The following is a 26,291-nucleotide window of genomic DNA, read 5'->3' on the forward strand; positions in this document are numbered from 1 at the left end:
CACCATCGCCTGCTGGAACCCATCGGCTATATTCCGCCTGCAGAGGCTGAAGCAAACTACTATCGGCAACTCGCCAGTCAAGCCACCCGCGTGGCGGCATGACTTAACCCAACGGGCCTCCACGAAACCCGGGGCGATTCAGTCGGGTACCTCGTGCTTGCGTGGACTCATGGTGTCTCCGGGTCAGATGGCAGTGTCCTGCCTGTAGCCCGTTTACACAAAACCTAGGACACGCCCCTGGTGCCGATTGCATCCGGAGCAGATTGGGCCGGTTCCAGAGTTCTCGAAGCCACAGCGCGGGCAGGCTGAACTCACGCTCGCGCCCATCCACTTGGGCAGCGCGGCATCATGAATTCCGCCTCGTTACCTGTGTGAAGTACGCCATCGTCCCAAATGAAATACTCGAAGCCGCTATATGCGCCCCAAGAATTTTTTGAATTAAAGGAGCCGCAGACGATTGGATGCGGTTTGCCGTACGTAGCATCGCGTTCATTACTGCTGACAATAGGACCCCATTGAACGGAATCAGGGTCTTTTAAATTCATCTGGACGGCATGTTTAGCCTGACTTTCATATTGCGAGCAGCCCACCACCATGAGCATGGCAATAGCAACAAGCAGATATTTCAAAGCTTTCCCCTTCGAAGCCAACTTACGAATAGTCGCAAATAATAGCGATGAGGTTGCAAGCAATACAGATCCGGTTGACTGGTCGGCGCCGGGCGCCGGCAGCTTCGCCAGGCTGACCGGCGTGAGGCCGAATTCGCCAGCCAGCTCCCGAAACTGTGCAACTTGAGCGGCGCTTGGCGTGCCGCTCTCAGCAAACTACGCAATGCCCGCTTCAGGCAGGTCGACGTTTTGTCAGGCCGTCGCACGCCTGAGCGCCCCGCCAGCGGAAGCGCGTTCGCTCCCTACGCTTTCGCTCGTTCGCCCGCGTCCACCGCTGGCGCTGGCTCCGGTTTCGCCAGCGAGTCGCCATCGTCGATGGGCGGCAGGTTCTCGCGGGCACGCACTTCATTCGCCCTCATCCAGGCCGGATTCTGCGTGCCGCCGAGCGCCGCTTTGTAGTAGTTCGCGCGTGCCGTGGCGTCGCCACGCATCAAACGCAAGCATGCTCCACGGGTTTGCAGGGACGGACTGGATGGTGCGCATTTCGATGCCCTGGGGGCGGGGCACGACAGTCCACTGCCGACAGGTGCGGGCGTTCCCCCGGCTCGAAAGCCCGTAGCAGGGCGAACCGTTGGCGCTTTCCCTGCGAAAGGGATTCGCTTCGGCTGACTAATCGGCGCGGCCGGGTAGAATGGACGGCGGGCAGGACACTCCGGCGCATGCGCCGCTTCCGGCCATAAACCCTGCATGGCGACCGACTCGTGCGGCGCCGACATAAATTAGGTTAATCAAGATGTTGAGCGACATCCTCAGTCGCATCACCACACCGATGTTCCGTACGCGCGCCTGCTTCGTGGCGGCCTCCCTCATGCTGGCTGTTGCCAGTGCGGCAATGGCGACGGACGCCGCGCTTTCCGCCACGCAGCTGGTGGAACGCCAGCAGGCGGGCCAGGCGCCGCTGCTGCTCGACGTGCGTCGCGCGGATGAGTATCGCGACGGGCATATCGCCGGCGCGCTGAATATCCCCGTCGAACAACTCGGTAATCGTGCCGGCGCCCTGGCCGTGCCCCGCGATCGCGAGATCGTGGTGTACTGCGTCTCCGGTCGGCGCGCCACGCGTGCCCAGGAGACGCTGCAGTCGCTGGGCTACAGCCACGTGCGACTGCTCGAAGGCAGCCTCAACGGCTGGCATCAACAGCAACTGCCGCTGGTGCGCGAAGGCGCCGCCGGTTCCGGTCAACCCCACTGACAGGTTTCCATGGTCAACAAGTCAATTTCCCTGATTGGCGTTCCCACCGACATCGGCGCGGGCCACCGCGGCGCCTCGATGGGTCCGGAAGCACTGCGCGTGGCCAATCTTGGCGCCAGGCTCGCCAAGCGCGGGCTGGACGTGGTCGATCGCGGCAACCTGCAGGGGCCGCTCAATCCGTGGCAGCCGCCGCACAACGGTTACCGCCACCTGCCCGAAGTGCTGGCCTGGAACCAGGCCGTGCATGAAGCCGTCCATGCGGAACTGGCAGCTGGCCGGTTGCCGATCATGCTGGGCGGCGATCACTGCCTGGCCATCGGCTCGATCAGCGCGGTGGCCCGCCATTGCCGCGAGCAGGGCAAGCAGTTGCGCGTGCTGTGGCTGGACGCGCACGCCGACTTCAACACCGCCGATGTCACGCCGTCGGGCAACATCCACGGCATGCCGGTGGCGTGCCTGTGCGGCAAAGGTCCCAGAGAGCTGCTGGAAGTGGGTGGCCACGTGCCCGCCACCACGCCCGACGTCTATCGCCAGATCGGCATCCGCTCGGTGGACGAGGATGAAAAGCGCCTCGTGCGCGAATCGAAGGTCAGCATCTTCGACATGCGCCACATCGACGAAGTCGGCATGAAGCGCACGATGGAAGAGGCTTTGGCCGGCGTCGACGACAACACGCACCTGCACATCAGCTTCGACGTGGATTTCCTCGATCCGGCCATCGCGCCGGGCGTGGGCACCACGGTTCGCGGCGGCCCGAATTACCGCGAGGCGCAGCTGTGCATGGAGATGATTGCCGACACCGGCCGCGTCGGCTCGCTCGACATCGTCGAACTCAATCCCGCCTTCGACAAGAAGAACCAGACTGCGCGTCTCGCCGTGGACCTGGTCGAATCGCTGTTCGGCAAGTCCACGCTGATCCGCTGAACACCCCCCGTAACGACACCAAGAACGAGAGCTCATGAAGACCCGCGTACTGACCGGCATCACCACCACTGGCACCCCGCATTTGGGTAACTACGTCGGCGCGATCCGCCCGGCGGTGGCGGCCAGCTGGCGAGACGATGTCGACGCGTTCTACTTCATGGCCGACTACCACGCGCTGATCAAGAGCGACGACCCGGCGCGCATCGAGCGTTCCCGCCTGGAGATCGCCGCGACGTGGCTCGCCGCGGGTCTCGATCCGCAGCGGGTCACGTTCTATCGCCAGTCGGACATTCCGGAGATTCCGGAACTCACCTGGTTCCTCACCTGCGTCACCGCCAAGGGCCTGCTCAATCGCGCGCATGCGTACAAGGCCGCGGTGGACAAGAACACCGAATCGGGCGAAGACGCCGATGCCGGCATCACCGCGGGCCTGTACATGTACCCGGTGCTGATGGCCGCGGACATCTTGGCGTTCAACGCGAACAAGGTGCCGGTGGGTCGCGATCAGATCCAGCACATCGAGATGGCGCGCGACATTGCGCAGCGCTTCAACCACATCTACGGCCGCGAGTTCTTCGCGCTGCCGGAAGCGGTGATCGAAGAGCAGGTGGCGACGCTGCCGGGCCTGGACGGTCGCAAGATGTCCAAGAGCTACGACAACACCATTCCGCTGTTCTCCGGCGGCCAGAAGCAGTTGCGTGAAACGATCATGCGCATCGTCACCGACTCGCGCCCGCCGGGCGAGGCGAAAGACCCGGACAGCTCGTCGCTGTTCACCATCTTCCGCGCGTTCGCCAGCGAGGCCGAGTCGGAGGCGTTTCGCGCGGCGCTGGTCAACGGCATCGGCTGGGGTGAAGCCAAGCAGGTGTTGTTCGAGCGCATCGAGGTGGACGTGGCACCGATGCGCGACAGCTACGATGCATTGATGGCGCGTCCCGGCGTGATCGAAGAGATCCTGCAGGAAGGCGCCCGAAAAGCCCGCGCCATCGCCGCACCGAAGATCGCCGAACTGCGCGATGCGATCGGCCTGCGTTCGGGCGTGGCGGTCGCGCCGCAGGCTGGCGTGGCCAAGGCTGCGTCCAAATCCGGCAAGATGCCGCGTTTCGCCAGTTTCCGCGACGCCGATGGCAGCTTCCGCTTCCGCCTGTTCTCCGCGGATGGCGAAGAACTGCTGCTGTCGAAATCGTTCGTCGATCCCAAGGCTGCCGGCGTGCTGCAGAAGCGCATCAAGGAGCTGGGCGCGACGAGCGCCGTCGTGCAGGTGCAGCCGCTTTCGCTGGTGCTGGAACTGGACGGCGAACACGTTGCCGCCACGCCCGACTACGACGGCGAACACGCGCGTGACGAAGCACTGACCCGCCTGCGCAGTGCGCTCGACCAGCTTGCCGCGCAGGAATGAGCGCAACCCCGTTGGCCCATGGAGTGAACTGACGCATGCGTTACCTCGCCATTTTGTTGCTGGCGCCGTGGCTGCTGATCCTCGGCTGGGCATTCTGGGCCTATCCCAAGAGCCTGCCGCGCACGCCTGCGCGCCGTGCTTTCGACCTTGCGGCGCTGCTGCTGGCCGCGTTCGCAGCCGTGCAATGCGCCACGGCCGCATTCGATACCGCCACCGTGCCGACTGTCGGTCAGTACGGACCGTCCAGTGGCGCGATCTGGCAGCAGGTGCTGCCGGCGCTGTATGGCTATGGCGCCTGTGTGCTGGTGCTGGTGCTGGCGATGATCGTGCGCCAACTGTTGTGGCGCCCACGCGCGCAGTAAACCTCGAGGAGAACTCCATGCAAGACGCCGCGCTGCAGCAATACCTCCTGCGCCTGTTCGAGCGCCACAGCGTCGAGCTGGAGCCCGACGAAGACTGGCTGGTGACCGATGGCGATTTTCCCGCCGTTCGCGCCAGCTGGCATGAAGGCGCCACCGGCGAGCCCGGACGTCTGGACGTCGATATCGTGCTCAGCGAAGAGCGTCATATCGAGGAAAGCTTCGCCGGTGTCGGCGGTGGCGAGGCCGGGTGCCGCAGTGCGCTGGAGGCCTTCGAGCGCAGTGTCTTCCATGTGGTGCTCGCGGCCTGCTGGTACGTGACCGACGATCGCCGGGTGCAGACCTTCGGCTGGGACATGGGTATACGCACGTGGGACATCTTTGCTGGGCCATGGCTGTCGAGCCGCGAAGGCGTCGACGCGCCGCAGGACATCCTGCCGGCGTTGCGCGAAGCGCTGCAAGGCGAAGCGCTCAGCCAGGAGCTGCACTGGGTCCGCGTGTTCCATCGTCGTGGCGCTGATGGCCAGGTGAGCGCCGAAGTGCTGCTCGACAATGCCCCGTGGCCCGCCGGCGATCGCCGCGTCAGCGCGCTGTCGTGGCCGGAGGGTGATGGCTACAGCGTGCGGGGCTTCCTCGCGCTGGATATACGCGACTACTGACGCTTCACCGGCCGGCGTCTGCCGAAGGTTCATCGCCAAAGCGTTGCCGATAGGCCTGCACGGCGGCTTGCCTCGAAGGGAAGTAGAGGATTCCCGTTTGCTCCGGTGGCAGGCCGGCGCGCGTCATTCGCTTGATCATCTGCGGCGTGCGTCCGGCGATCACCAGTTGCATTCCATGATGATCGAGGACGCGCCGCAATTCGTCGATGACGAAGAAGCCCGTGATGTCGGTCTTCGTCATCGAGATCGCGTCGATGATCACCCAGTGAGGATGGTGCAAGGCGGCGAGATGTTCGATGCGCTGGCGGAAATAGTCCGCGTTGAAGAACGTCAGCGGCGATTCGAAGCGATAGATGAGCAGGCCCGCGATGGCATGGGCTTCGGGGTAGTGCGCCAGTTCGTAGAAGCCGCTTTGGCCGTCGATCTGTCCAAACTGCTGCTCGGCAGGCCGGCGCACCTGCGACAGGAAATACAGCAGCGCGATGGCCACTGCCAGCAGGATGCCGGACATCACGCCAAACAGCACGACGCCTGTTACGGTGGTCCAGGCGATGGCGTGTTCTCCGCGACTGAAGCGAAGCAATTCGCGCAACCCGCCCAGGTCGATCAGGCTGATCGCCGCGGCTATCAGGATCGCGCTCAATGCTGCGATCGGCAGCATCGCCAGCACGCCGGAAAACAGGGTCATCGCCAGCAGGATGGCCAGTGCGCCCACGATCGACACCAGCGGACTCTTGCCACCTGTGGCATCGTTCACCGCCGTGCGCGAGCTCGAACCGCTGACCGCAAAACCCTGGCATGCCGCACTGGCCAGATGCGAGACGCCAAGCGCGAGAAATTCCTGGTCGCCATCGACCCGGTAGTCGTTCTTCGCCGCAAAGCTGCGCGCCGTCAGCATGCCGCTGCTGAAGGTGATCAAGGCGAGGGCACCGGCCGCTGGAATCAGCGTGCCCAGCAATTCGTGTGGCAGCGCCGGCGCCACCCAGGTGGGGAAACCCGAGGGTAGCGTGCCCACGACGGCCACGCCTTTTCCAGCGAGGCCCAGCGCCCAGGTGGCGATGACGGCGACCGCCAGGGCGAGCAGGGAGGCTGGCCCGCGCGGCCACAGCAACTTGACCAGGAAGAACACGCCGAACGTGCCCGCCGACAAAAACGCGGTTGGCCAATGCGTGCGCGGCAGCTGCGTGATCAGCGATCCTGCCCGGCCGATGGTGTCGCTGCCCGACAAGGCAATGCCCAGCACCTTGCCCGCCTGGCTGACCAGGATGGTGACGGCCACGCCGTTGAGCAGCCCGATCAGGATCGGTCGCGAAAGAAAGTCGGCAAGAAAGCCCAGGTGGAACCGGCTGGCGACCACGCACAGCAAGCCCGTGATGAGCGTGAGCGACATCGCGTAGGATTGGTATTCATCGCTGCCGGGCAACGCCAGCGGCATCAGCGTGGCTCCCAGCATCGCGCACGTGGCGGCGTCAGGTCCCACGATGAGTTGGCGCGACGAACCGAACAGCGCGTAGGCAATCATCGGCAGCACGGTGCTGTAAAGACCGACGATGGGGCTGAAACCGGCGAGCTGTGCGTAGGCGATGCTGACGGGCAAGGCTACCGCGGCGACGGACAGGCCCGCCTGCACATCGTTACGCAGCCACTCGCGGCGGTAATGCAGCAACTCCCACAAGCCGGGCATCAGGCGCGCGAATCGCCCGGGAGGAGAAGGCTCAGTCATGGCGTATCGCGGATGCTTCAGGCATGCGATGCGGTTGCATGGTGCGCGCCCTCATTCCCACAGATTCGCATGCGGACCGAATGCCTCACGCTGTCGCCGCACCACGCAGAAGCGATGACCGGTCGGTGCCTGCATGACCCACCAGCGGTCGCGTGTATATGCAACGCGCGTGGCGCCCAGCTTTTCCAGTCGCTCCACTTCCGCTTCGAGGTCATCGGTCTCGATGTCCAGATGCACGCGACTTTCGTGCTCCACGCGCTGAAGCAGGACGATCAGCTCGTCGTCCGCGGTGGCGAGTTCCGCATAGCGCCCGTCGCCGTCCTGGTCGACGGTAACGATGGATTTGCCAAGCGCGCGGCTCCAGAAGGTGGTGGCATCCGCCATGTCCGGGTTCTGGCAATCGATGACGATGGTGCACAGACGGCTGCGATGCATGAGTCCACTCCGATCGGTGCAGGGATGTCGCCCATATAGCCGTGCATGGGTCGAAGGTCCGTCAATACGCGAGGCCGGCGATATTGCGACCATGCGCCTCTACGGGCGGCGCCGAGGTGCGTGCTAGCTTGCGCGGGCTTGGAGAAGCCGATGTCCGCGCAGGAGGCTGGCACGATGGATACCTTCGACGATCTACAGACCAGCTACGGACGCTGCCTGCGCCACGGCGGGTTCATCGCCCGTTTCTACGAGATATTCATGGCGAGCCATCCGGACATTCCCGCCATGTTCCGGCACACCGATTTCAGCGCGCAGTTCCTCGCGCTTCGACGTGGCATCAGCGCGGCCGTCGCGTATGCCGGCGGCAGCACGCTGACACGCCGCACCATGATCGAAATGGCCCAGGTGCACGGCCGCAACGGCAGGGCGCCGGTGCCCCCTGCGCTTTATCCGTACTGGTCGGACAGCCTGCTGCGCGCGATTGCCGAGCACGATCCCGAATACGACTTCGCGCTGGAGCAGCGCTGGCGCAAGGCGCTCGATCACACCACGGCGTATTTTGTCGAACATTACTGAGTGTGCTTAGCGCTTGGGAGATCGAGAGTCTCCGCTTTGTTGGCTTGCGCGCTATCGCTGCGCATGCGTGAGGCGCCATACAAAGGCGACACGGCCCACCCGCCGCCTTGCCTTCGCCAAATCGAAAAGGCGTCGGTCAACTCGCCACGCGCGCCCGTCCGGGACAACCTTCGAGCGTTCCGCGTTGAATGACTGTCCGGCTCCTGCGGAATGATGAACATTCGAAGGCCAAAAAACCCCGGCATTGCCGGGGTTTTTCGTGAAGCGACAACCGTCAGTTCGGCAGCGACAAGTCGTCCAGCAGCGCCTTGAGGAAGCGCGCGGCTTCGCCACCGGTGGCGGCGCGATGGTCGAAGGTGATCGAGATCGGCATGCGGCGATGCACTTCGATGCCGCCCATCACCGCCACCACGTCGTGGCTCAGCTTGCCGGCGCCGATGATGGCGACGCACGGCGGCACGACGACCGGCGTGGCGTAGCGACCGGCGAACATGCCGAAGTTGGACAGGCTGATGGTGTAGCCCGACAGCTCCGAGGCCGGAATCGAACGATCTTCCACCGAGGTGCGCAGGCGCTTGATCGCGGCGCGGATGCCGGCGCCGTCGAGCACGTCGGCGTTGCGCAGCGCAGGCACGAACAAGCCTTCCTCGGTGTCCACGGCGATGCCGATGTCCACGTGCGGATGCAGCGTGCGGGTGAGGTTCTTGCCGTCGAACCAGGCGTTGAGCGCCGGCACGGTCTTGCATGCGACCACGATGGAGCGGATCAGGCGGGCGGTGATGTCCTGCTTGCCGATCCAGGCATGCAGGTCGGCGTCATCGACCAGCGTGGTCGGCACCACGTTGGCGTGGGCTTCGGCCATCACGCGCGCCATGTTGCGGCGGACACCCTTGAGCTGTTCCGGCTGGCCGCTGGCCTGCACGCTCGGCGGCGCCGTGCGCACGGGCTTGCCGGCGAGCGAGGTGGCCGTGCGGGCCGGCTCGGGTTCGGGCAACTGCGGGGCAAGGTGGCGACCGGCGGAAGCGGGCACCGCAGCGCGTGCCGGGGCGGCGCCCAGTGCGGCGCTGCCATTGGCGGCGGCGTTCTTGACGTCGGCCATGGTGACCACGCCGTCGGCGCCGGTCGGCTTCACGCGGGTGAGGTCGACCTTGAGCTTCTTGGCGAGCGCACGCACCGCCGGCACGGCCTTCACGCCGCCGACGCTGCTGGCCTGTTCCACGTGCACGTGGCTGCCGGAGATCATCGCGCCGACCACGGTGCCTTCGTCTTCACGATCAGAGCCATTGCTTTCGATCTCGCCGCCTTCATCGGAAGCGACGACTTTCTTCGGCTCGGCAGCAGCACTGCCCGCGCCCTTCTTCGGGCCGTGATGGTGGCCGGTGGACTCGGCTTCGGCACGCTGCTTGGCGTTCGGGTCGGGCTCGAATTCGGCGAGGGCCGAACCGGTCTCGATGATGTCGCCAGCGGCACCGTGCAGCTTGGTGACCTTCCCGGTGTACGGCGACGGCACGTCGACCACGGCCTTGGCCGTTTCCATGGAGCACAGCGGCGCGTCGAGCTTGATGTTGTCGCCTTCCTTCACGTGCCACTCGACGATGGTGGCGTCGGGCAGGCCTTCGCCGAGGTCCGGCAGGTAGAACGTCTTGATGTCGGCCATGATCGGAGTTCCGAAAGTTTTGGGGTGTTCGTTGCTTGACCCCTCTCCTGAGTGCAGCAGGGGAGGGTTGAGGAGGGGTGAAGCCACCACGAAAAGGCTGCGCTTCGCTGGGTGTTGCCCCCTCACAGCCTCCCCCTGCACGCAGGGGGAGGAGCCTGAAGAGCTTAGCTTGCTGCCAGCGTGCGCTTGGCGGCTTCCACCACGCGCTCGGTGCTCGGCAGGTACTTCATTTCCAGGCGGAACAGCGGAATGTGCGTGTCGAAGCCAGTGACGCGCTCGACCGGCGCCAGCAGGTCGTACATGCATTCCTCGGCCAGCCGCGCAGCGATTTCCGCGCCGAAGCCGGCGGTCTTGGGCGCTTCGTGCACGATCACGCAGCGACCGGTCTTCTGCACCGACTCGGCGATGGTGTCGAAGTCCAGCGGGGTCAGGGTGGCGACGTCGATCACTTCGGCGCTGATGCCGTCGGCGGCGAGCTCGTCGGCGGCTTCCAGCGCTTCCTTCACCTGGGCGCCCCAGGTGACGATGGTGACGTCGGTGCCGTCGCGCAGCACGAAGCACACATCCAGCGGCAGCGCTTCGCCGTCATCCGGTACTTCTTCCTTGTACTGGCGGTAGATGCGCTTGGGCTCGAAGAACATCACCGGATCCGGATCGCGGATCGCGGCGAGCAGCAGGCCGTAGGCACGCGCCGGCGACGACGGCATCACCACGCGCAGGCCCGGGATGTTGGTGAACAGGTGCTCGTTCGCCTCCGAATGATGCTCCGGCGCACGGATGCCGCCGCCCCACGGGGCACGCCACACGGCCGGCACGGTGATGCGGCCGCGCGTGCGGTTGCGCAGGCGGGCGGCGTGGCAGGCGATCTGCTCCATCATCGGATAGATGAAGCCTTCGAACTGCGCTTCGGCCACCGGCTTCATGCCCTGGGCGGCGAGGCCCACGGTGACACCGGCGATGGTGGTTTCGTCCAGCGGCGTGTCGAGCACGCGCAGTTCGCCGAACTTTTCCTGCAGGCCCTGGGTGGCGCGGAACACGCCGCCGTTGACGCCGACGTCCTCACCGAGCACGACGACGCTGTCGTCATGGGCCATTTCATAGGCCAGCGCCTGGGTGACGGCTTCGATAAGAGTGATCTGTGCCATGACTTAATGGGCCTTCTTTTCAAGCGAGAGAACGTAATCGCGCTGCTTGGCGAGATCGGCGGGGACTTCGGCGAAGGTGTAGTCGAACATCGCCGTGACCGGCTGGGTCTTGGTCTCGAGGTAGGCGTTCACCTCGTTGTCCATCCAGTCGTCGCACTCGGTTTTCCAGGCTTCTTCCTTGGCGTCGTCCCACACGCCCTTGGCAACGAGCCAGTTGCGCAGGCGCTTCATCGGCTCCTTCGCCCAGGCGTCCTTCACTTCCTGCTCGCCACGGTAGCGGCGGGCGTCGTCAGCGGTGGTGTGGTCGCTGAGGCGATAGGTCACCAGCTCCAGCACGCTGCCGCCTTCGCCGTTGCGCGCGCGGTCCAGCGCATCGCCCATGGCCTTGCGCACGGCGATGATGTCGTTGCCGTCCACCTGGATGCAGCACAGGCCGGCCGCGATGCCCTTCTGCGCCAGCGTCGGGGCACCGGACTGGATCTTGCGCGGCACGGAGATGGCCCACTGGTTGTTGACGATCACCGCCACCATCGGCAGGTTCTGCGCGCCGGCGATGTTGATGGCGCCGTAGAAGTCTCCCTTGGACGAGCCACCGTCACCGATGGTGCACACAGCCACGCGCTTTTCGTTGCGGATCTTGAAGGCCAGCGCGGAGCCGGCGGCGTGCAGGCACTGCGTGGCGATCGGCACCGACCAGGCAAAGTCGTGGCGCGCCGGTTCGTTCTGGTAGTCGTTGCCGCGCTCGTCGCCGCCCCAGTACATGTACACCTCGCGCGGCTGCACGCCGCGGTACAGCTGGGCGCCGTATTCGCGATAGCTCGGTGCGAACACGTCTTCCGGGCGCATCGCGCTGCCGATGCCCACGTGCGCGGCCTCGTGGCCCAGGCAGCTGGCATAGGTGCCGAGCTTGCCGGTGCGCTGCAAGGCCACCGACTTGGCGTCGAACACGCGGGTCGACAGCATCAGCTTGTACAGCTCGACCATGTGGTTCAGGTCTTTGGCGAATTCAGGCAGGTCATCACGAACCTGCTTGCCTTCCGCATCGAGATACTGCAGATATTCGATTTCGAACTTGGCGGCGATGGACACAACTCGCTCCCGGAGAGAGTTAATGGAGATCTGGGATGCTGGGAAGCGGCGGCCCATCCAGTGGGGCCAGCGACGCGTATAAAGCTCTGAGCAAGACCGAAATTGTTACAGGGGGGCATGTTGCGCCGCAAGGCACGGTGCAGCATGCGCCCTCGTACGGGGCCGGCCGTAACACCGGTTACCATGCGGACTTTTCCGCACTCCGGATCGACATGACCGAGAACCAGCGCGACCTTGAGGCCGGTATCGAACTCGACCTGAACGGGCGACTGACCTATGGCGGCTACCTGCGGCTGGACCAGCTGCTGACGGCCCAGCAGCCACTGAGCGACCCGCCGCACCACGACGAGATGCTCTTCATCGTGCAGCACCAGGTGGCCGAGCTGTGGATGAAGCTCATCATCCATGAGCTGAAGGCGGCGATCGCCCACCTGCGCGAAGACGACCTCGACCCATGCCTGAAAATTCTTGCGCGGGTGAAGCAGGTGCAGCGCCAGCTGTTCGAGCAATGGGCAGTGCTGGAAACGCTCACGCCGTCGGAATACCTGGAATTTCGCGGCGTGCTGGGTGCCTCGTCGGGCTTCCAGTCACTGCAATATCGCAAGATCGAATTCCTGCTGGGCAACAAGAACGCGCAGATGCTGCAGGTGTTCGCCTATGACGCGGCGGCGCAGGCCGACCTGCGCGCGGTACTGGAAGCGCCGAGCTTGTACGACGAATTCCTGGGCTACCTCGCGCGGCGCGGCCATGCGATTCCCGCCGAGCTTCGACAGCGCGACTGGTCGCAACCGCACCAGCGCAACGACGGCCTGTTGCCGGTGTTCAAGCGCATCTACGAAAACCGCACGTCGTTCTGGCCCGAATACCACATGTGCGAGCAGCTGGTGGACATGGAGGAAAGTTTCCAGCTGTGGCGTTTCCGCCATATGAAAACCGTGGAACGCATCATCGGGCACCGCCGCGGCACGGGCGGGTCGTCGGGCGTGGCGTTCCTCAGGAAGGCGCTGGAGCTGGAGTTTTTCCCGGAGTTGCTGGATGTAAGGACAGAGCTGGGCAACTAACTCGGTCCCTGGGCCGTTTCAATCGTCAGAGCTTGTTCACGCCCCCGGATCGTGGCTGTCCCCTCACCGTCATTCCCGCGAAAGCGGGAATCCAGCGCCTCTGACTTGGCTTGAAGGTCGCTGGATCCCCGCTTTCGCGGGGATGACGGTGAGGCGAAAACTCGGTTGAGGCGGCGAACAGGCGCTTACAAAAATTCCGCGGCGCACATCGCACCGCATTGCTTGCAAAGGGGCATGCATGAGCAACACCGCTGAAACCGCACCCGCGCCGGTGCCCGACTACCCGCAAACACTGGGACATCCGCGTCCTTTGTGGATGCTGTTCATGACCGAGTTCTGGGAGCGCTTCGCGTTCTACAGCGTGAGCTGGGCGTTGGCGCTCTATATCGTCGCGCACTTCTTCAACGGCGATCCGGCGGGCGAAGCGTGGGCCAGCAAGATCTATGGCGCCTATACCGCATTGATCTACGCCACCAGCATTTTTGGCGGCTACGTGGCCGACAAGGTGATCGGCTACCAGCGGTCCATCCTGATCGGCGCGTTGGTGATGGCAGCAGGCCTGTTCGTGGTGATGCTGCCGAGCAAGGAGCTGTTCCTGTTTGGCCTGGCGATGGTCGTGGTCGGCAATGGCCTGTTCAAGCCGAATATTTCCTCCATGGTTGGCCAGCTCTATGGGCCGAAGGACGAGCGACGTGACCGCGGGTTCACGCTGTTCTACATGGGCATCAATGGTGGCGCGCTGCTGGCGCCGCTGCTCACCGGCTGGCTGGCCAGCCATTTCACCGACACCCCGACGCAGGAGAACTACCGCATCGTGTTCGGCGCGGCGGGCGTGGGCATGGTGCTGAGCCTGTTCTGGTTCTGGTTCGGCCGGCGCCAGCTCAAGGGCGTGGGTCGCCCGGCACCGGAAGCCGCCAGCCGCCTGCGCGTGGTGTGGGTGCTGCTGGGCGTGGCAGTGGCGGTGCCGCTGGTGTACCTGCTGCTGGCCTTCATCGGCGCCAGCGGACTGCAGTGGCTGTTGGGCCTGCTGTTCATCGGCGTGGCGGCGATGCTGATCGTGGAAGCCATGCGCCACGACCGCGTGCAGCTGCATCGCGTGATCGCGATGCTGATCATCTTCGCCTTCAACATCCTGTTCTGGATGATGTATTTCCAGCTCGGCACCTCGTTCAATTTCCTTGCAGCGAACATGGTGGACCGCGAAATGTTCGGCGGCTGGATGTTCCCGGTCGGCTGGTTCCAGTCGGTGAGCCCGCTGGCGATCATCCTGCTGGCGCCGCTGGTGACGCAGGTGTGGTCGTTGCTGGCCCGGCGGCACAAGGAGCCGTCGATCCCGCGCAAGTTCGGTCTGGGCCTGCTGTTCAACGGCCTGGGCTTCACCGCGCTCATGTACGCGCTGACCTATTCGGTGGACAGCCACGGCCTTATCCCGTTCTGGCCGCTGACGGCTTGCTACGTGCTGCAGACCATCGGTGAGCTGTGCCTGTCGCCGATCGGCCTGTCGATGGTGACCAAGCTGGCGCCGCCGCGCCTGGTGGGCGTGGCGATGGGTGGCTGGTTCCTGTCGCTGGCGGTGGGCGGCAACCTGTCGGGCCTGCTGGCGGGCCAGATCAGTGGCGAGAGCGGTATGACCGCTGCATCGGCGCTGGCCGGTTTCACTTTCAGTTTCTGGCTGTTGGCAGGCGCCGGCGTGTTGTTGCTGGTGATCTCGCCGCTGATCAATCGGCTGATGCACGGCGTGCGCTGAGCGTCTAAGTGACGATGTCCCAAGGATTTGTTCGCAAATCGTAAAATGTTGCGGTGCATTTGACGGAGTTGCGGGCGGCCGGTTACATCTCCGGTCCGCTCCAACTTCGGTTCGCACGCGAGTGCCGACCCGCACCCAACAGGGGAACGCATGTCCTATCCCAACACGGGCGCCGCGCCGTCGGCACCTGGCTACCCGCAGACCATGGGCCATCCACGTCCGTTGTGGATGCTGTTCATGACGGAGTTCTGGGAGCGCTTCGCGTTCTACGGCATGCGCTGGGCGCTGACGCTGTACATCGTGGCGGAGTTCTTCCACAACGATCCGGCGGGGCAGGGCTTTGCCAGCCGCACCTATGGTGCCTACCTCGCGCTGGTCTACGCGGCGGCGGTGTTCGGCGGCTATGTGGCTGACCGTGTCATCGGCTACCAGCGTTCCATCCTGGTCGGTGCCGTGGTGATGTCGGCCGGCCTGTTCATGATCATGATCCCTAACGAGCAGGTTTTCCTGCTCGGGCTTTCCACGGTGATCGTCGGCAACGGCCTGTTCAAGCCGAACATTTCCTCCATGGTGGGCCAGCTCTACGGCGTGGGCGACGCGCGCCGCGACCGCGGCTTCACGCTGTTCTACATGGGCATCAATGCCGGCGCGCTGTTTTCGCCGCTGCTGACTGGCTGGCTGGCCAGTCATTTCACCGACACGCCGATGCAGCAGAACTACAAGCTGGTGTTCCTGGCTTCAGGCATTGGCATGTTGATCAGCCTGTTCTGGTTCTGGGTCGGCCGCCGCCAGCTCAAGGGCGTCGGCCGACCGTCGCCGGAGCAGGCCAACCGCATGCGCGTCGCCTATGTGTTCATCGGCTGCCTGCTGGCCATTCCGTTGGTGTACTTCCTTCTGGGTGGCGCTTTCTCAACGCTGGTCGCCAAGGCTTTGCTCGATCTGGGGGCCATCAAGCCAACCCTCGTCAACGGCATCGTCGATTACGAGAAAACCTTGCCCGCGGCGACGATGCTTGCCTGGGTGCTTGGAGCGCTGTTCCTGGGCCTGTCGACGCTGCTGCTGGTGGAAGGCATTCGCGAAGGCAAAGTGCAGCGCAACCGCGTGATCGCGATGCTGATCATCTTCGTGTTCAACGTGCTGTTCTGGATGTTCTACGAACAGGCCGGCAGCTCGTTCAACTTCCTGGCGCAGAACATCGTGGATCGCGAGATGTTCGGCGGCTGGGTGTTCCCGGTGGGCTGGTTCCAGTCGGTTGCGCCGCTGTCGCTGGTGCTGTTGGCGCCGTTCGTATCGATCGCCTGGGGCTGGCTGGACAAGCGCAACATGGAGCCGTCGATCCCGCGCAAGTTTGGCCTGGGCTTGCTAGGTAACGCTCTGGCCTTCGTCGTGCTGATGTACGCGCTCTCCAGCCTGGTCGACAGCCGGAACCTGATCCCGTTCTGGCCGCTGGTGCTGGTCTACGTGCTGCAGACCCTCGGCGAGCTGTGCCTGTCGCCAATCGGCCTGTCGATGGTGACCAAACTGGCGCCGGTACGCCTGGTGGGCTTCGCCATGGGTGGCTGGTTCCTCTCCACCGGCATCGGCAACAACCTGTCGGGCATCTTCGCCGGCCACGTCAGCGGCGAAACCGGCATGACCGTAGCCTCCGCGCTCAGCGGCTTCACCTTCAGCTTCTGGCTGCTGGCGGGCGCCGGCGTGCTGCTGTTCGTGATCGCGCCGCTGATCAACCGGTTGATGCACGGGGTCAAATGATCAGGAGTGAGTGAAGAGAAGTGAGGAGTGAGAGAAGAACGGCCAGCCAGTGGCTCTCTCTCGTTTTTCGCTCCTGACTCCTCACTCCTCGCTATTTCGGTTCAATCGCCTGCAGCTTGTCCAGGATGCGCACCAGCCAGGTGCGCTCTTCCTCGTCGAGCTTTTCCAGCAGATTGCGCTCATGCGCCCGCGCCATGGGCGCCACCACCTCGTGCACGGCCCAGCCGGCTTCGCTCAGGTCCAGCACGGAGCGGCGCTTGTCGCCGTCGTGGGTGGCCCGGGTCACCCAGCCGGCCTCCACCAGTTTGGCCAGTGCCCGGCTTACCGCCACCTTGTCCATCAGGGTGCGCTCGGCCACTTCCCGGGCCGACAGGCCGTCAAAGCGCGCCAGCACGGCCATGACCCGCCATTCCGTCATGCTCAGGTCGAAACGCCGCTGGTAATCGTCGGCGATGGCCTGGCTGACCGCGTTGGAAAGGATCGAGAGCCGGTAGGGCAGGAAATGCTCCAGTTCCAGCGGAGCGTGGTCGGGATGGCGGTCATCGGACACTGATGCAATGCTCCTTGCAACTGGTTTCATATGTAACTATAACGTCAGGATTATGAGGATGGTCGCACGCTTGGCGTAGGGCCATTGAGCATCGACCCATCAGGAGATTCCCATGAGCGCGCAGCCCAATGTTGGCATGCAGGTCACTACCTTCGAAAATCCCATGGGGATCAACGGCTTCGAGTTCGTCGAGTTCGCCGCCCCGGCCGGCCGCGGACAGGAACTGCATGATCTGTTCAAGAGCATGGGTTTCAGCGCCGTGCTCAAGCATAAATCGCGTCCGATCACGGTCTACCGCCAGGGCGGCGTGAACCTGCTGGTCAACGAAGACCCGGCATCGTTCGCCGCCAAGTTCGCCGAGGCGCACGGCCCCTGCGCCGCGGGTTTCGCGATCCGCTTCACCCGGCCATCCAGTGAAGTGCGCGCCACCGTGCTGGCCAATGGCGGCGAAGCCATGGACGCGCAGGCCGAAGGCTCCAAGGCGGTGAATGCGCCGGTGGTGAAGGGCATCGGCGACTGCATGCTGTACCTGGTCGACCGCTATGGCGACACGGGCAGCATCTACGGCGACGATTACGCGCCGATCCCGGGTGCTGACCTCAACCCGAAGGGTTTTGGCCTGACCTTCATCGACCACCTCACGCACAACCTCTACTTCGGCAACATGCAGAAGTGGTCGGATTACTACGAACGCCTGTTCAACTTCCGCGAGATCCGCTACTTCGACATCAAGGGTGCCAAGACGGGCCTGGTGTCCAAGGCGATGACCGCGCCGGACGGCATCGTGCGCATTCCGCTCAACGAATCGAGCGACCCGAAATCGCAGATCAACGAATATCTCGACGCTTATCACGGCGAAGGCATCCAGCACATCGCGCTGTTCACCGACAATATCTACGACACGGTGGAAGCGATGCGCGCGCAGGGCGTGGAATTCCTCGACACGCCGGACACCTACTTCGACGTGATCGACATGCGCATCCCCGATCATGGCGAAGACGTGCCGCGCCTGGCCAAGAACAAGATCCTGATCGACGCCGACCCGGAGACCAAGCAGCGCAAGCTGCTACAGATCTTCACGCAGAACAACATCGGCCCGATCTTCTTCGAGATCATCCAGCGCAAGGGCAACGAGGGTTTCGGAGAGGGCAATTTCCAGGCGCTGTTCGAGTCGATCGAACGCGACCAGATGAAGCGCGGCGTGCTGTAAAACGCTTTGCTCTAAAGCCCCTCTCCCTTGGGGGGAGGGGTGGGGGCATTGCCACCTTCACGGTGGAGAGGGTGCGGTAATGCGGGGAGGCAGGAAGCCACCGTTGCCAACAAAAGTCCGCGAGCGCGCTCGCGATTTGAGGCAGACAAGCACGGATGCCGAGCTTCGCCTTTGGCAGCACCTGCGTGCTGGCCGGCTCAATGGCTGGAAGTTCCGTCGACAGCATCCGATCTCTCCGTACGTGGCCGACTTCTATTGCGAAGCTGCCAAGCTGGTAATTGAATTGGATGGTTCGCAGCATGGCGGAAGCACGGATGCGATCCGCAGCCGTTATCCTGAATCACTCGGCCTCATGGTTCTGCGTTACTGGGACAATTGAGGTCATGCAGCAGACCGAAGCGGTGCTCGATGCGATCCTCGGCGCCGTTGAAAACCGAACCCTCTCCACCGTGAAGGTGGCAATGCCCCAACCCTTCTATCGACGGGAGAGGGGCTTCAAGGCGAAGAGCAATGAGCACGATGCAGGTTCACGGTTACCAATCCGGTTTCGCCAACGAATTCGCCACCGAGGCCATGCCGGGTGCACTGCCTGAAGGGCAGAATTCGCCCCAACGTGCGGCCCACGGGCTGTACGCCGAGCAGTTGTCCGGCACCGCCTTCACCGCGCCGCGCCACAGCAACCGGCGCAGCTGGCTGTACCGCATTCGGCCGGCGGCGATGCACCATCCGTTCGAGGCCATGCCTGAAGGCCGCTTCCACAACCGCTTCGCCGAGGTGCCGGCCAACCCCAACCAGCTGCGCTGGAATCCGCTGCCGATGCCTGCGGTGCCTACGGACTTCCTCGATGGCATCGTCACCATGGCCGGCAACGGCGGCGCAGCCGAGCAGTCCGGTGTGGGCATTCACCTGTATGCCGCGAATCGCTCGATGCACGGGCGCTTCTTCTACGACGCCGATGGCGAACTGCTGATCGTGCCGCAGGAAGGGCGCCTGCGCCTGGCGACCGAACTGGGCGTGATCGACGTGGAGCCGCTGGAGATCGCCGTGATCCCGCGTGGCGTGCGCTTTCGCGTGGAACTGCCCGACGGCACTGCGCGCGGCTACATCGCGGAGAACTTCGGCGCGCTGCTGCGCTTGCCCGATCTCGGGCCGATCGGCAGCAACGGCCTGGCCAATCCGCGTGATTTCCTCGCGCCCGTGGCAGCGTACGAAGACGTGGAAGGTACTTTCGAACTCGTCGCCAAGTTCCAGGGCAGTCTGTGGCGCGCGCAGATCGATCACTCGCCGCTCGACGTCGTCGCCTGGCATGGCAACTACACGCCGTACAAGTACGACCTGCGCCGCTTCAACACGATCGGCTCGATCAGTTTCGATCATCCCGATCCCAGCATCTTCCTCGTGCTGCATTCGCCCAGCGACACGGCGGGCGTGAGCAACATGGACTTCGTGATTTTCCCGCCGCGCTGGCTGGTGGCACAGAACACCTTCCGCCCGCCGTGGTTCCATCGCAATATCGCCAGCGAGTTCATGGGCCTGATCACCGGCGCCTACGATGCCAAGGCCGAGGGCTTCGTGCCCGGTGGCGCCTCGCTGCACAACTGCATGAGCGGCCATGGCCCCGATGCCGCCACGTACGAAAAAGCTTCCACGCGCGACCTGAGCCAGCCAGACGTGATCACCGGCACGATGGCCTTCATGTTCGAAACGCGCCGCGTCATCCACCCGACGAAGCAGGCGCTGGAAGCGCCGGAACTGCAGGGCAACTACTACGAGTGCTGGCAGGGCATCCAGAAGCACTTCACCGGCAAGTAAGCGACAGTCCACGCATTCACAAAAACGACAAGGCGCGCGCGAAACGCCGCCTGCGGAGCAAAACATGAAATTGGGTTCCCTGAAGGAAGGCGGCCGTGACGGTACGCTCATCGTGGTCAGCCGCGACCTGTCCAAGGCCGTGAAGGCCACTGGCGTCGCCGCGACCATGCAGGCCGCGCTGGACGACTGGTCGAACGTAGCGCCGCGCCTCAACGCCTTGTCGGAAGACCTCAATGCCGGCAAGGCACAGGGTGCCTTCGAGCTCGACATGGCCGCACTGGCGTCGCCGCTGCCGCGTGCGTACGAGTTCGTCGATGGCAGCGCCTATCTGCCGCACGTGGAGCGCGTGCGCCGTGCGCGTGGTGCCGAGGTGCCCGAATCGTTCTACACCGACCCGTTGATGTATCAGGCTACCAGTGCGGGCTTTCTGGGGCCGCGCGATCCCGTCGTGGTGCCCAGCGAAGACTACGGCATCGACCTCGAGGCCGAAGTGGTCGTGGTGACCGACGACGTGCCCATGGCCGTTACCGCGGCGCAGGCCAGCGAGCATATCCAGCTGGTCGGCCTGATCAACGACGTCTCGCTGCGCGGGCTCATCCCCGCGGAGCTCGCCAAGGGCTTCGGCTTCCTGCAGTCCAAGCCGCGTTCCGCGCTCTCCCCGGTTCTGGTCACGCCCGACGAACTGGCCGACGCGTGGCAGGGAGACAAACTGCACTTGCCGATGCGGACCTGGCTCAATGGCCAGTGGTTTGGCGAAGCCGAATGCGGCGTCGACATGCAGTTCAGCTTCGCCCAGCTGGTGGCCCACGCTGCCAAGACGCGTCCGCTCACGGCGGGCACCATCGTCGGCTCGGGTACCATCGCCAACGAAGACACCGGCAAGGGCGCATCCTGCCTGGCGGAGCAGCGCACGGTGGAAACGCTGCGCGATGGCAAGCCGAGCACGCCGTTCCTCACGTTCGGCGACACCTTGCGCATCGACGTGACGGATGCCGCAGGCGCGTCGATCTTCGGTTCCATCGAGCAGGTCATCGCTCCGCTCAAGCGTTGAGTCCGTTCGCGCGGTGACCGCCGTAAGTACTACAGGATGGTTCACTGTGAGCCTACGCTAATTGTCGCACTACCCTGACAGACGTCAGGGTAGTGCGCATGCGCGCGAGGATACTTCGCGCATGCGCACACATGACATCCTCCCTGAATTCGACGCCGCGCTCATTGCGCGCTATGACGTCGCCGGTCCGCGCTACACCAGCTATCCGACCGCGCCGCAATTCCACGCCGGATTCACCGAGGATTCCCTAAAAGCCGCCGCACTCGCTTCGAACGAGGAGCCGGTACCGCGCCCGTTGTCCGTGTACGTGCACGTGCCGTTCTGCTTCAGTCCGTGCTTCTACTGCGGCTGCATGCGCGTCATCACGCGCGAAGTGAGCAAGGCCGACCACTATCTGGAGCGGCTGCACCGCGAAATCGCCCTGGCCGGCCCGATGTTCGATCGCGATCGGCCCCTGCAGCAGCTGCACTTTGGCGGAGGTACTCCCAATTTCCTCGATCTGCCGCGCATGACCGCGGTGATCGAGGCGCTGGAGCGGCAGTTCAATTATCGCCGCCATGGCGAGCGCGAATATGGCATCGAGATCGATCCGCGCTTTGCCGATGGGCGCTACATCAGCGAGCTGGCGACGTTGGGCTTCAATCGCATCTCGGTGGGCATCCAGGATTTCGATCCCGCCGTGCAGGCGGCGGTGAACCGTATCCAGAGCGTGGAGCAGACGCGCGAAGTGCTGGATGCGGCGCGCGCATCTGGCTACGGCTCGGCGAGCGTGGATCTTATCTATGGGCTACCCAGGCAGACGCTGGATGGCTTCGATCGCACGCTCGACGAGGTGGTCGGTTTGTCGCCGGATCGTGTCGCCGTATACGGCTACGCGCACCTGCCCAACCTGTTCAAGGCGCAGAAGCACATCGAGGCGGCAGAGCTGCCTGATCCCGCCACGCGGCTGGCCTTGTTCGGTCGCGCGTTTCAGCGCTTGCGCCAGGCCGGTTATCTGTACATCGGCATGGACCATTTCGCGAAGGCCGACGACGAACTGTCCCAAGCTCAGCGCAAGCGCACCTTGCAGCGCAATTTCCAGGGTTATTCCACGCACGGCGAATGCGACATCGTCGGCCTTGGCGTAAGCGCCATCAGCCGCATCGGCGACAGCTACAGCCAGAACGCGCGCGACCTCATCGGTTACGAAGCCGCCCTGGACGCGGGGCGTCTGCCGATCGCCCGCGGCATCCAGCTCGATCGCGACGACATCGTTCGTCGCGCGGCAATCAGCGAGCTGATGTGCCACGGCGAACTGGACATGGCCGAATTCGGCGAGAAGCACCAGCTCGATTTCCCCCGCATGTTTGCCGCGGAGCTGCTGCGCCTCGACGAACAGGCATCGGATGGCCTCGTGACACGGGACGAAACCACCATCCGTGTGACGGCGCGCGGCAGGCTGCTGCTGCGCAATGTCGCCATGTGCTTCGACGCGTACCTCAACCAGCCAAGCGAATCGGCCCGCTATTCGCGCACGATTTGATAGACGCGATCCAGAAAGGGGACGCTAGATGCAAACGGGGAAATCCACGGAGTGCTCGCTCGGATGGCTTAACCCCATCGCCGACGATGGCGACGAGCTCCACTTTTGCAGTACCTGCGCCTTCTCCGATGCCTGCCTTTCGGTGGGCTATGGCAAGGGCGAGCTCATGGCCCTGCATTGCCTGGTCGAACACGTCGGTCCGTATCGCACCGGCGCACATGTCTTTCGCACCGGCAATCCGTTTCGCGCGATCTATGCTGTTCGCGCGGGTACCGTAAAGACCTGCGTGGTGGACAAGGATGGTCGCGAACAGGTGCTCGGCTTCTATCTTCCCGGCGAGGTCATCGGGCTCAACGCCATCTATCCCGATCAGTTTCCCTGTGACGCGGTGGCGCTTGAGGCAGCCCAGTTCTGCCGCTTCTCGTTCCCGGCGATGAGCGCGCTTGCCACACGGATGCCGGCTTTGCAGGCGCATCTCTTCCGGTTGCTCAGCAAGGAACTCGGCACCGCGACTTTTCTGGCCGCGGACCACTCGGCGGATGAACGCATGGCTGCCTTCCTGCTAGACCTTGGCGATCGCTACAGAGCGCGTGGTTTTTCGGGAACGCATTTCCGCCTGAGCATGGCGCGCGGAGACATCGCCAACTACCTGCGCCTCGCGGCGGAAACGGTGAGTCGCGTCATCGGTCGATTCCGCAACCAGGGTCTTATCGATATCCATGGCCGCTCGGTCACGTTGCTCAATTGCCAGGGCCTGCGCGAACTCGCGAAGGATGAAAACTACGCGGCAGGTTGACGCATTTGAGGACCGTCGCCGTCGTCTCTGACATCAGTCAAGCGGAGATCCAGGGCGCTCCCTAGTCTGGCTACGGGATTACAGGGAGAAACCCATGTCACGATTGATTGCCACCGCTCTCATTGCCGCGAGCCTGCTGCCTGCTGCTGTACTCGCCGGCAAGTCGGGTGCCGCGGCGCCTCTCGCCGTCGTTGCGGCCGCGAGCCCGGCGCCACTCATGGCGCCTGTCGATTTTGGTCCGCCACAAGGTGAGCCCATCCGGGCCGAACTCGGTGTGCCACCCAACGTGCCGCCGCCGATCCATCGCGATCATCCCGCCAAGGTCATCGTGGATCTGGAAGTGATCGAGAAGGAGATGTCGATCTCCGAAGGCGTCACCTACACCTACTGGACTTTTGGCGGTACCGTGCCCGGCAGCTTCATTCGCGTGCGCCAGGGCGACACGGTGGAGTTCCATCTCAAGAATTCGCCTGACAACAAGATGCCGCACAACATCGACCTGCACGGCGTGACGGGTCCGGGCGGCGGCGCGGCATCGAGCTTCACGGCGCCCGGCCATGAGAGCCAGTTCACCTTCAAGGCCCTCAATGCCGGCCTCTACGTGTATCACTGCGCCACGGCTCCAGTGGGAATGCATGTCGCCAATGGCATGTATGGCCTGATCCTGGTCGAGCCACCGCAAGGCTTGCCCAAGGTGGACCACGAGTACTACGTGATGCAGGGCGACTTCTATACGACCGGCAAATATCGCGAGAAGGGACATCAGCCCTTCGACATGGATGCCGCGATTGCCGAGCATCCCACCTACGTGCTGTTCAACGGCCGCGAGGGTTCGCTGACGGGCGACCATGCGCTGACCGCCAAGGTCGGCGAAAACGTCCGCCTCTTCGTGGGCAACGGTGGACCGAACCTGGTGTCGAGCTTCCACGTCATCGGCGAGATCTTCGACAAGGTCTATTACGAAGGCGGCACGCATGCGCAGGAGAACGTGCAGACCACGCTGATTCCGGCCGGCGGCGCGATGATGGCCGAGTTCCATGTCGACGTGCCGGGTAGCTATGTGCTGGTCGATCACTCCATCTTCCGTGCCTTCAACAAGGGCGCACTGGGCATACTCAAGGTGGATGGTCCGGAGAACAAGTCGATCTATTCCGGCAAGGAAGTCGATTCGGTCTACCTGGGTGATCGCGCCAACCCCAACATGCATGCGGTGGCCGCGGCTGCCAAGGCCAATGCCACAGGCACGCTGAGCAAGGACGACCAGGTTGCCGCGGGCAAGCAACTGTTCACCGGTACTTGCTCAGTCTGCCACCAGGCCAATGGTGAAGGTCTGTCGGGTGTATTCCCGCCATTGGCCAAGTCCGATTACCTCGCAAAGCAGGACAAGAATCACCTCATCGGCATTCCGCTGCATGGTCTCAACGGCAAGGTCACCGTCAACGGCAAGGAATACGACTCGGTGATGCCGCCCATGGCACAGCTCACGGACGACGAAGTGGCGAACATCCTCACCTTCGTGCTCAACAGCTGGGATAACCCGGGTGGGCAGGTCACCAAGGAAGAAGTGTCCAAGGTGCGCGCCACGCCCGCCGCGGCGGCGACGGGGCACTGACGATGAGCCGGCTGGCCGCGATCCTTTCCGGCCTGCTCCTCACCATGCCGGTGGTGGCGGATTACGCTCCACTGCCGGCTGGGGATTTCGCCAGCGTTCTGCCGGCCGATGGCAAGGCAGCGCCCACACACATCGCGGCGTTTCGCTTGCGTACGGAGCCCGTGACGAATGCCGAATTTATGGCCTTCGTGCTGAAGCATCCGGCATGGCGTCGCGATCGCGTGCCAAAGGTATTTGCTGATACCGGCTACCTCTCGCACTGGGCCGGCGCAAGCGAGCTTGGCGACCAGGCGCTGCCGCAACAGCCAGTGACGCGCGTCAGCTGGTTCGCGGCACAGGCGTTTTGCGAGAGCGAAAAGGCGCGATTGCCCTCCTGGTACGAGTGGGAGTATGCGTCCGCTGCGGACGCGACCCGCACCGATGCGCGCCAAGATCCCATCTGGCGGGACCAGACGCTGGCCTGGTATAGCCGTCCGTCCAACACCCCTCTGCCCCTGATCGGGGGGCAGTCGGACGTGCGCGGCATCCGTGATCTGCATGGGCTGATCTGGGAGTGGGTGGACGATTTCAATGCCCTGATGGTGGGGCAAGACAGTCGCGATCAGGATGGCGCTGACAAGCTCAAGTTTTGCGGTGCGGGCGCACTGAGCCTCCAGGAGAAGGAGAACTACGCCATCCTGATGCGCGTTGCCATGCTGTCTTCGCTGAAGGCTGTCGATACCACGGTCAATCTCGGCTTCCGTTGTGCCAAATCCGACTGAGAGTGGAATCATGAAGCGAGTATTCGTTCTCCTGCTGCTCTTGATCAGCGCGGTCGCCACGGCTGGCACCGATATGCCCAAGGACTCGACGTACCAGCTGAAGGTCGAGCTGACGGACCAGGCGGGACACACCTGGCCCCTGTCCTCACGCAGTGGACGCGTCCAGCTGGTGTCGATGTTCTACACGTCGTGCACGATGGTTTGCCCGATGATCGTGGACACCATGCAGATCACCGACAACGCATTGGATGAGCCGTCGCGCGCCCGCATGGACATGCTGCTGGTCAGCTTCGATCCCGCCCGCGACAGTGTTGATGCGCTCCGCCAGTATGCGGAGCGGCGCAAGCTTCACGCGCCCGCCTGGACGCTTGCACGCGTCAGTGCGCAGGACGCACGACAACTCGCTGCCCTGCTTGGCCTTCAATATCGCCAACTTCCTGGCGGTGACTTCAATCATTCCAGCGAACTCATCTTGTTGGACGCAGAGGGTCGCTTGATCGCGCGCACATCCATTATCGGCCGCGCGGATCCCGAATTCGTGGCGGCTGTCCGCAAGGCGACCGCAGGCCCCTGACGCGGCGGCGATCAGTTTGA

26 protein-coding genes are annotated in these 26,291 nt (G+C 64.0%); 18 read left to right on the plus strand and 8 right to left on the minus strand.

Annotated features, from left to right (window positions below; translation table 11 throughout):
* Window positions 1–311 precede the first annotated feature (311 nt).
* Window positions 312–629, minus strand: coding sequence for a hypothetical protein (locus VFG49_RS04445; protein WP_324858305.1), 318 nt, complete (start codon window positions 627–629; stop codon window positions 312–314).
* Between the two features lie 281 nt (window positions 630–910).
* Window positions 911–1,108, minus strand: a complete 198-nt coding sequence (locus VFG49_RS04450) for a hypothetical protein (RefSeq protein ID WP_324858306.1) — start codon at window positions 1,106–1,108, stop codon at window positions 911–913.
* A 293-nt stretch (window positions 1,109–1,401) separates the two neighbouring features.
* Between VFG49_RS04450 and VFG49_RS04455 the strand changes: the two genes are divergently transcribed.
* From VFG49_RS04455 to VFG49_RS04475, 5 genes are read left to right on the plus strand one after another with little or no spacing between them, the layout of a single operon-like run.
* A complete protein-coding gene (locus VFG49_RS04455) occupies window positions 1,402–1,857 on the plus strand; it encodes a rhodanese-like domain-containing protein (protein WP_324858307.1) in 456 nt (151 codons plus the stop codon).
* A gap of 9 nt (window positions 1,858–1,866) precedes the next feature.
* Entirely contained in the window at window positions 1,867–2,781 is a 915-nt protein-coding gene (rocF, locus tag VFG49_RS04460) for an arginase (protein ID WP_324858308.1), read from the plus strand.
* Between the two features lie 34 nt (window positions 2,782–2,815).
* On the plus strand, window positions 2,816–4,180 hold the full coding sequence (locus VFG49_RS04465) for a tryptophan--tRNA ligase (protein ID WP_324858309.1): 1,365 nt from the start codon (window positions 2,816–2,818) through the stop codon (window positions 4,178–4,180).
* Between the two features lie 35 nt (window positions 4,181–4,215).
* A complete protein-coding gene (locus VFG49_RS04470; RefSeq protein ID WP_324858310.1) occupies window positions 4,216–4,542 on the plus strand; it encodes a hypothetical protein in 327 nt (108 codons plus the stop codon).
* Window positions 4,543–4,559: 17 nt separating this feature from the next.
* Complete coding sequence (locus tag VFG49_RS04475; protein WP_324858311.1) at window positions 4,560–5,198, plus strand: DUF6348 family protein; 639 nt, start codon at window positions 4,560–4,562, stop codon at window positions 5,196–5,198.
* Window positions 5,199–5,202: 4 nt separating this feature from the next.
* Here the strand turns inward: VFG49_RS04475 and VFG49_RS04480 are convergent, their stop codons facing one another.
* Together VFG49_RS04480 and VFG49_RS04485 are read right to left on the minus strand one after the other, a co-directional pair.
* On the minus strand, window positions 5,203–6,921 hold the full coding sequence (locus tag VFG49_RS04480) for a SulP family inorganic anion transporter (RefSeq protein ID WP_324858312.1): 1,719 nt from the start codon (window positions 6,919–6,921) through the stop codon (window positions 5,203–5,205).
* A gap of 51 nt (window positions 6,922–6,972) precedes the next feature.
* Entirely contained in the window at window positions 6,973–7,356 is a 384-nt protein-coding gene (locus tag VFG49_RS04485; RefSeq protein WP_324858313.1) for a VOC family protein, read from the minus strand.
* 150 nt (window positions 7,357–7,506) lie between these two features.
* Between VFG49_RS04485 and VFG49_RS04490 the strand changes: the two genes are divergently transcribed.
* Complete coding sequence (locus VFG49_RS04490) at window positions 7,507–7,932, plus strand: globin (RefSeq protein ID WP_324858314.1); 426 nt, start codon at window positions 7,507–7,509, stop codon at window positions 7,930–7,932.
* A 274-nt stretch (window positions 7,933–8,206) separates the two neighbouring features.
* On the opposite strand, the gene VFG49_RS04495 is transcribed toward VFG49_RS04490, so the two are convergent.
* From VFG49_RS04495 to pdhA, 3 genes are all read right to left on the minus strand, one after another.
* Window positions 8,207–9,589: a dihydrolipoamide acetyltransferase family protein gene (locus tag VFG49_RS04495; protein WP_324858315.1), complete on the minus strand. Its 1,383-nt coding sequence runs from the start codon at window positions 9,587–9,589 to the stop codon at window positions 8,207–8,209.
* A gap of 164 nt (window positions 9,590–9,753) precedes the next feature.
* On the minus strand, window positions 9,754–10,734 hold the full coding sequence (locus VFG49_RS04500) for an alpha-ketoacid dehydrogenase subunit beta (RefSeq protein WP_324858316.1): 981 nt from the start codon (window positions 10,732–10,734) through the stop codon (window positions 9,754–9,756).
* Between the two features lie 3 nt (window positions 10,735–10,737).
* Window positions 10,738–11,823: a pyruvate dehydrogenase (acetyl-transferring) E1 component subunit alpha gene (gene pdhA, locus VFG49_RS04505; RefSeq protein ID WP_324858317.1), complete on the minus strand. Its 1,086-nt coding sequence runs from the start codon at window positions 11,821–11,823 to the stop codon at window positions 10,738–10,740.
* 212 nt (window positions 11,824–12,035) lie between these two features.
* Between pdhA and VFG49_RS04510 the strand changes: the two genes are divergently transcribed.
* The 3 genes from VFG49_RS04510 to VFG49_RS04520 all read left to right on the plus strand — a co-directional run bounded on the left by VFG49_RS04510 (window position 12,036) and on the right by VFG49_RS04520 (window position 16,383).
* Entirely contained in the window at window positions 12,036–12,884 is an 849-nt protein-coding gene (locus VFG49_RS04510; protein WP_324858318.1) for a tryptophan 2,3-dioxygenase, read from the plus strand.
* Between the two features lie 238 nt (window positions 12,885–13,122).
* Entirely contained in the window at window positions 13,123–14,631 is a 1,509-nt protein-coding gene (locus VFG49_RS04515; RefSeq protein ID WP_324858319.1) for an oligopeptide:H+ symporter, read from the plus strand.
* 150 nt (window positions 14,632–14,781) lie between these two features.
* The gene (locus VFG49_RS04520) at window positions 14,782–16,383 is read left to right on the plus strand and encodes an oligopeptide:H+ symporter (RefSeq protein WP_324858320.1); all 1,602 of its coding nucleotides are present in this window, start codon (window positions 14,782–14,784) and stop codon (window positions 16,381–16,383) included.
* Between the two features lie 91 nt (window positions 16,384–16,474).
* Here VFG49_RS04520 and VFG49_RS04525 read toward each other — a convergent pair whose 3' ends face one another.
* Window positions 16,475–16,933, minus strand: coding sequence for a MarR family winged helix-turn-helix transcriptional regulator (locus VFG49_RS04525; protein WP_324858321.1), 459 nt, complete (start codon window positions 16,931–16,933; stop codon window positions 16,475–16,477).
* A 112-nt stretch (window positions 16,934–17,045) separates the two neighbouring features.
* Between VFG49_RS04525 and hppD the strand changes: the two genes are divergently transcribed.
* From hppD to VFG49_RS04570, 9 genes are all read left to right on the plus strand, one after another.
* The gene (hppD, locus tag VFG49_RS04530) at window positions 17,046–18,143 is read left to right on the plus strand and encodes a 4-hydroxyphenylpyruvate dioxygenase (RefSeq protein WP_324858322.1); all 1,098 of its coding nucleotides are present in this window, start codon (window positions 17,046–17,048) and stop codon (window positions 18,141–18,143) included.
* A 103-nt stretch (window positions 18,144–18,246) separates the two neighbouring features.
* Complete coding sequence (locus tag VFG49_RS04535; protein ID WP_324858323.1) at window positions 18,247–18,522, plus strand: endonuclease domain-containing protein; 276 nt, start codon at window positions 18,247–18,249, stop codon at window positions 18,520–18,522.
* A 131-nt stretch (window positions 18,523–18,653) separates the two neighbouring features.
* A complete protein-coding gene (gene hmgA / locus VFG49_RS04540; RefSeq protein ID WP_324858324.1) occupies window positions 18,654–19,955 on the plus strand; it encodes a homogentisate 1,2-dioxygenase in 1,302 nt (433 codons plus the stop codon).
* A gap of 64 nt (window positions 19,956–20,019) precedes the next feature.
* Window positions 20,020–21,006 (plus strand): fumarylacetoacetate hydrolase family protein, encoded by a 987-nt coding sequence (locus tag VFG49_RS04545; RefSeq protein ID WP_324858325.1) that lies wholly within the window; start codon window positions 20,020–20,022, stop codon window positions 21,004–21,006.
* Between the two features lie 121 nt (window positions 21,007–21,127).
* Window positions 21,128–22,528, plus strand: a complete 1,401-nt coding sequence (gene hemN / locus VFG49_RS04550; protein WP_324858326.1) for an oxygen-independent coproporphyrinogen III oxidase — start codon at window positions 21,128–21,130, stop codon at window positions 22,526–22,528.
* 28 nt (window positions 22,529–22,556) lie between these two features.
* A complete protein-coding gene (locus VFG49_RS04555) occupies window positions 22,557–23,324 on the plus strand; it encodes a helix-turn-helix domain-containing protein (protein ID WP_324858327.1) in 768 nt (255 codons plus the stop codon).
* A gap of 94 nt (window positions 23,325–23,418) precedes the next feature.
* Window positions 23,419–24,936, plus strand: coding sequence for a copper-containing nitrite reductase (nirK, locus tag VFG49_RS04560; protein ID WP_324858328.1), 1,518 nt, complete (start codon window positions 23,419–23,421; stop codon window positions 24,934–24,936).
* 44 nt (window positions 24,937–24,980) lie between these two features.
* Window positions 24,981–25,697, plus strand: a complete 717-nt coding sequence (locus VFG49_RS04565) for a formylglycine-generating enzyme family protein (RefSeq protein WP_324858329.1) — start codon at window positions 24,981–24,983, stop codon at window positions 25,695–25,697.
* A 10-nt stretch (window positions 25,698–25,707) separates the two neighbouring features.
* Window positions 25,708–26,271 carry an SCO family protein gene (locus VFG49_RS04570; RefSeq protein ID WP_324858330.1) on the plus strand — a complete coding sequence of 188 codons (564 nt, stop codon included), beginning with the start codon at window positions 25,708–25,710 and terminating at the stop codon, window positions 26,269–26,271.
* The last annotated feature ends 20 nt before the right edge of the window (window positions 26,272–26,291 follow it).

This window comes from Dyella sp., from assembly GCF_035685885.1.
Classification (GTDB): Bacteria; Pseudomonadota; Gammaproteobacteria; order Xanthomonadales; family Rhodanobacteraceae; genus Dyella.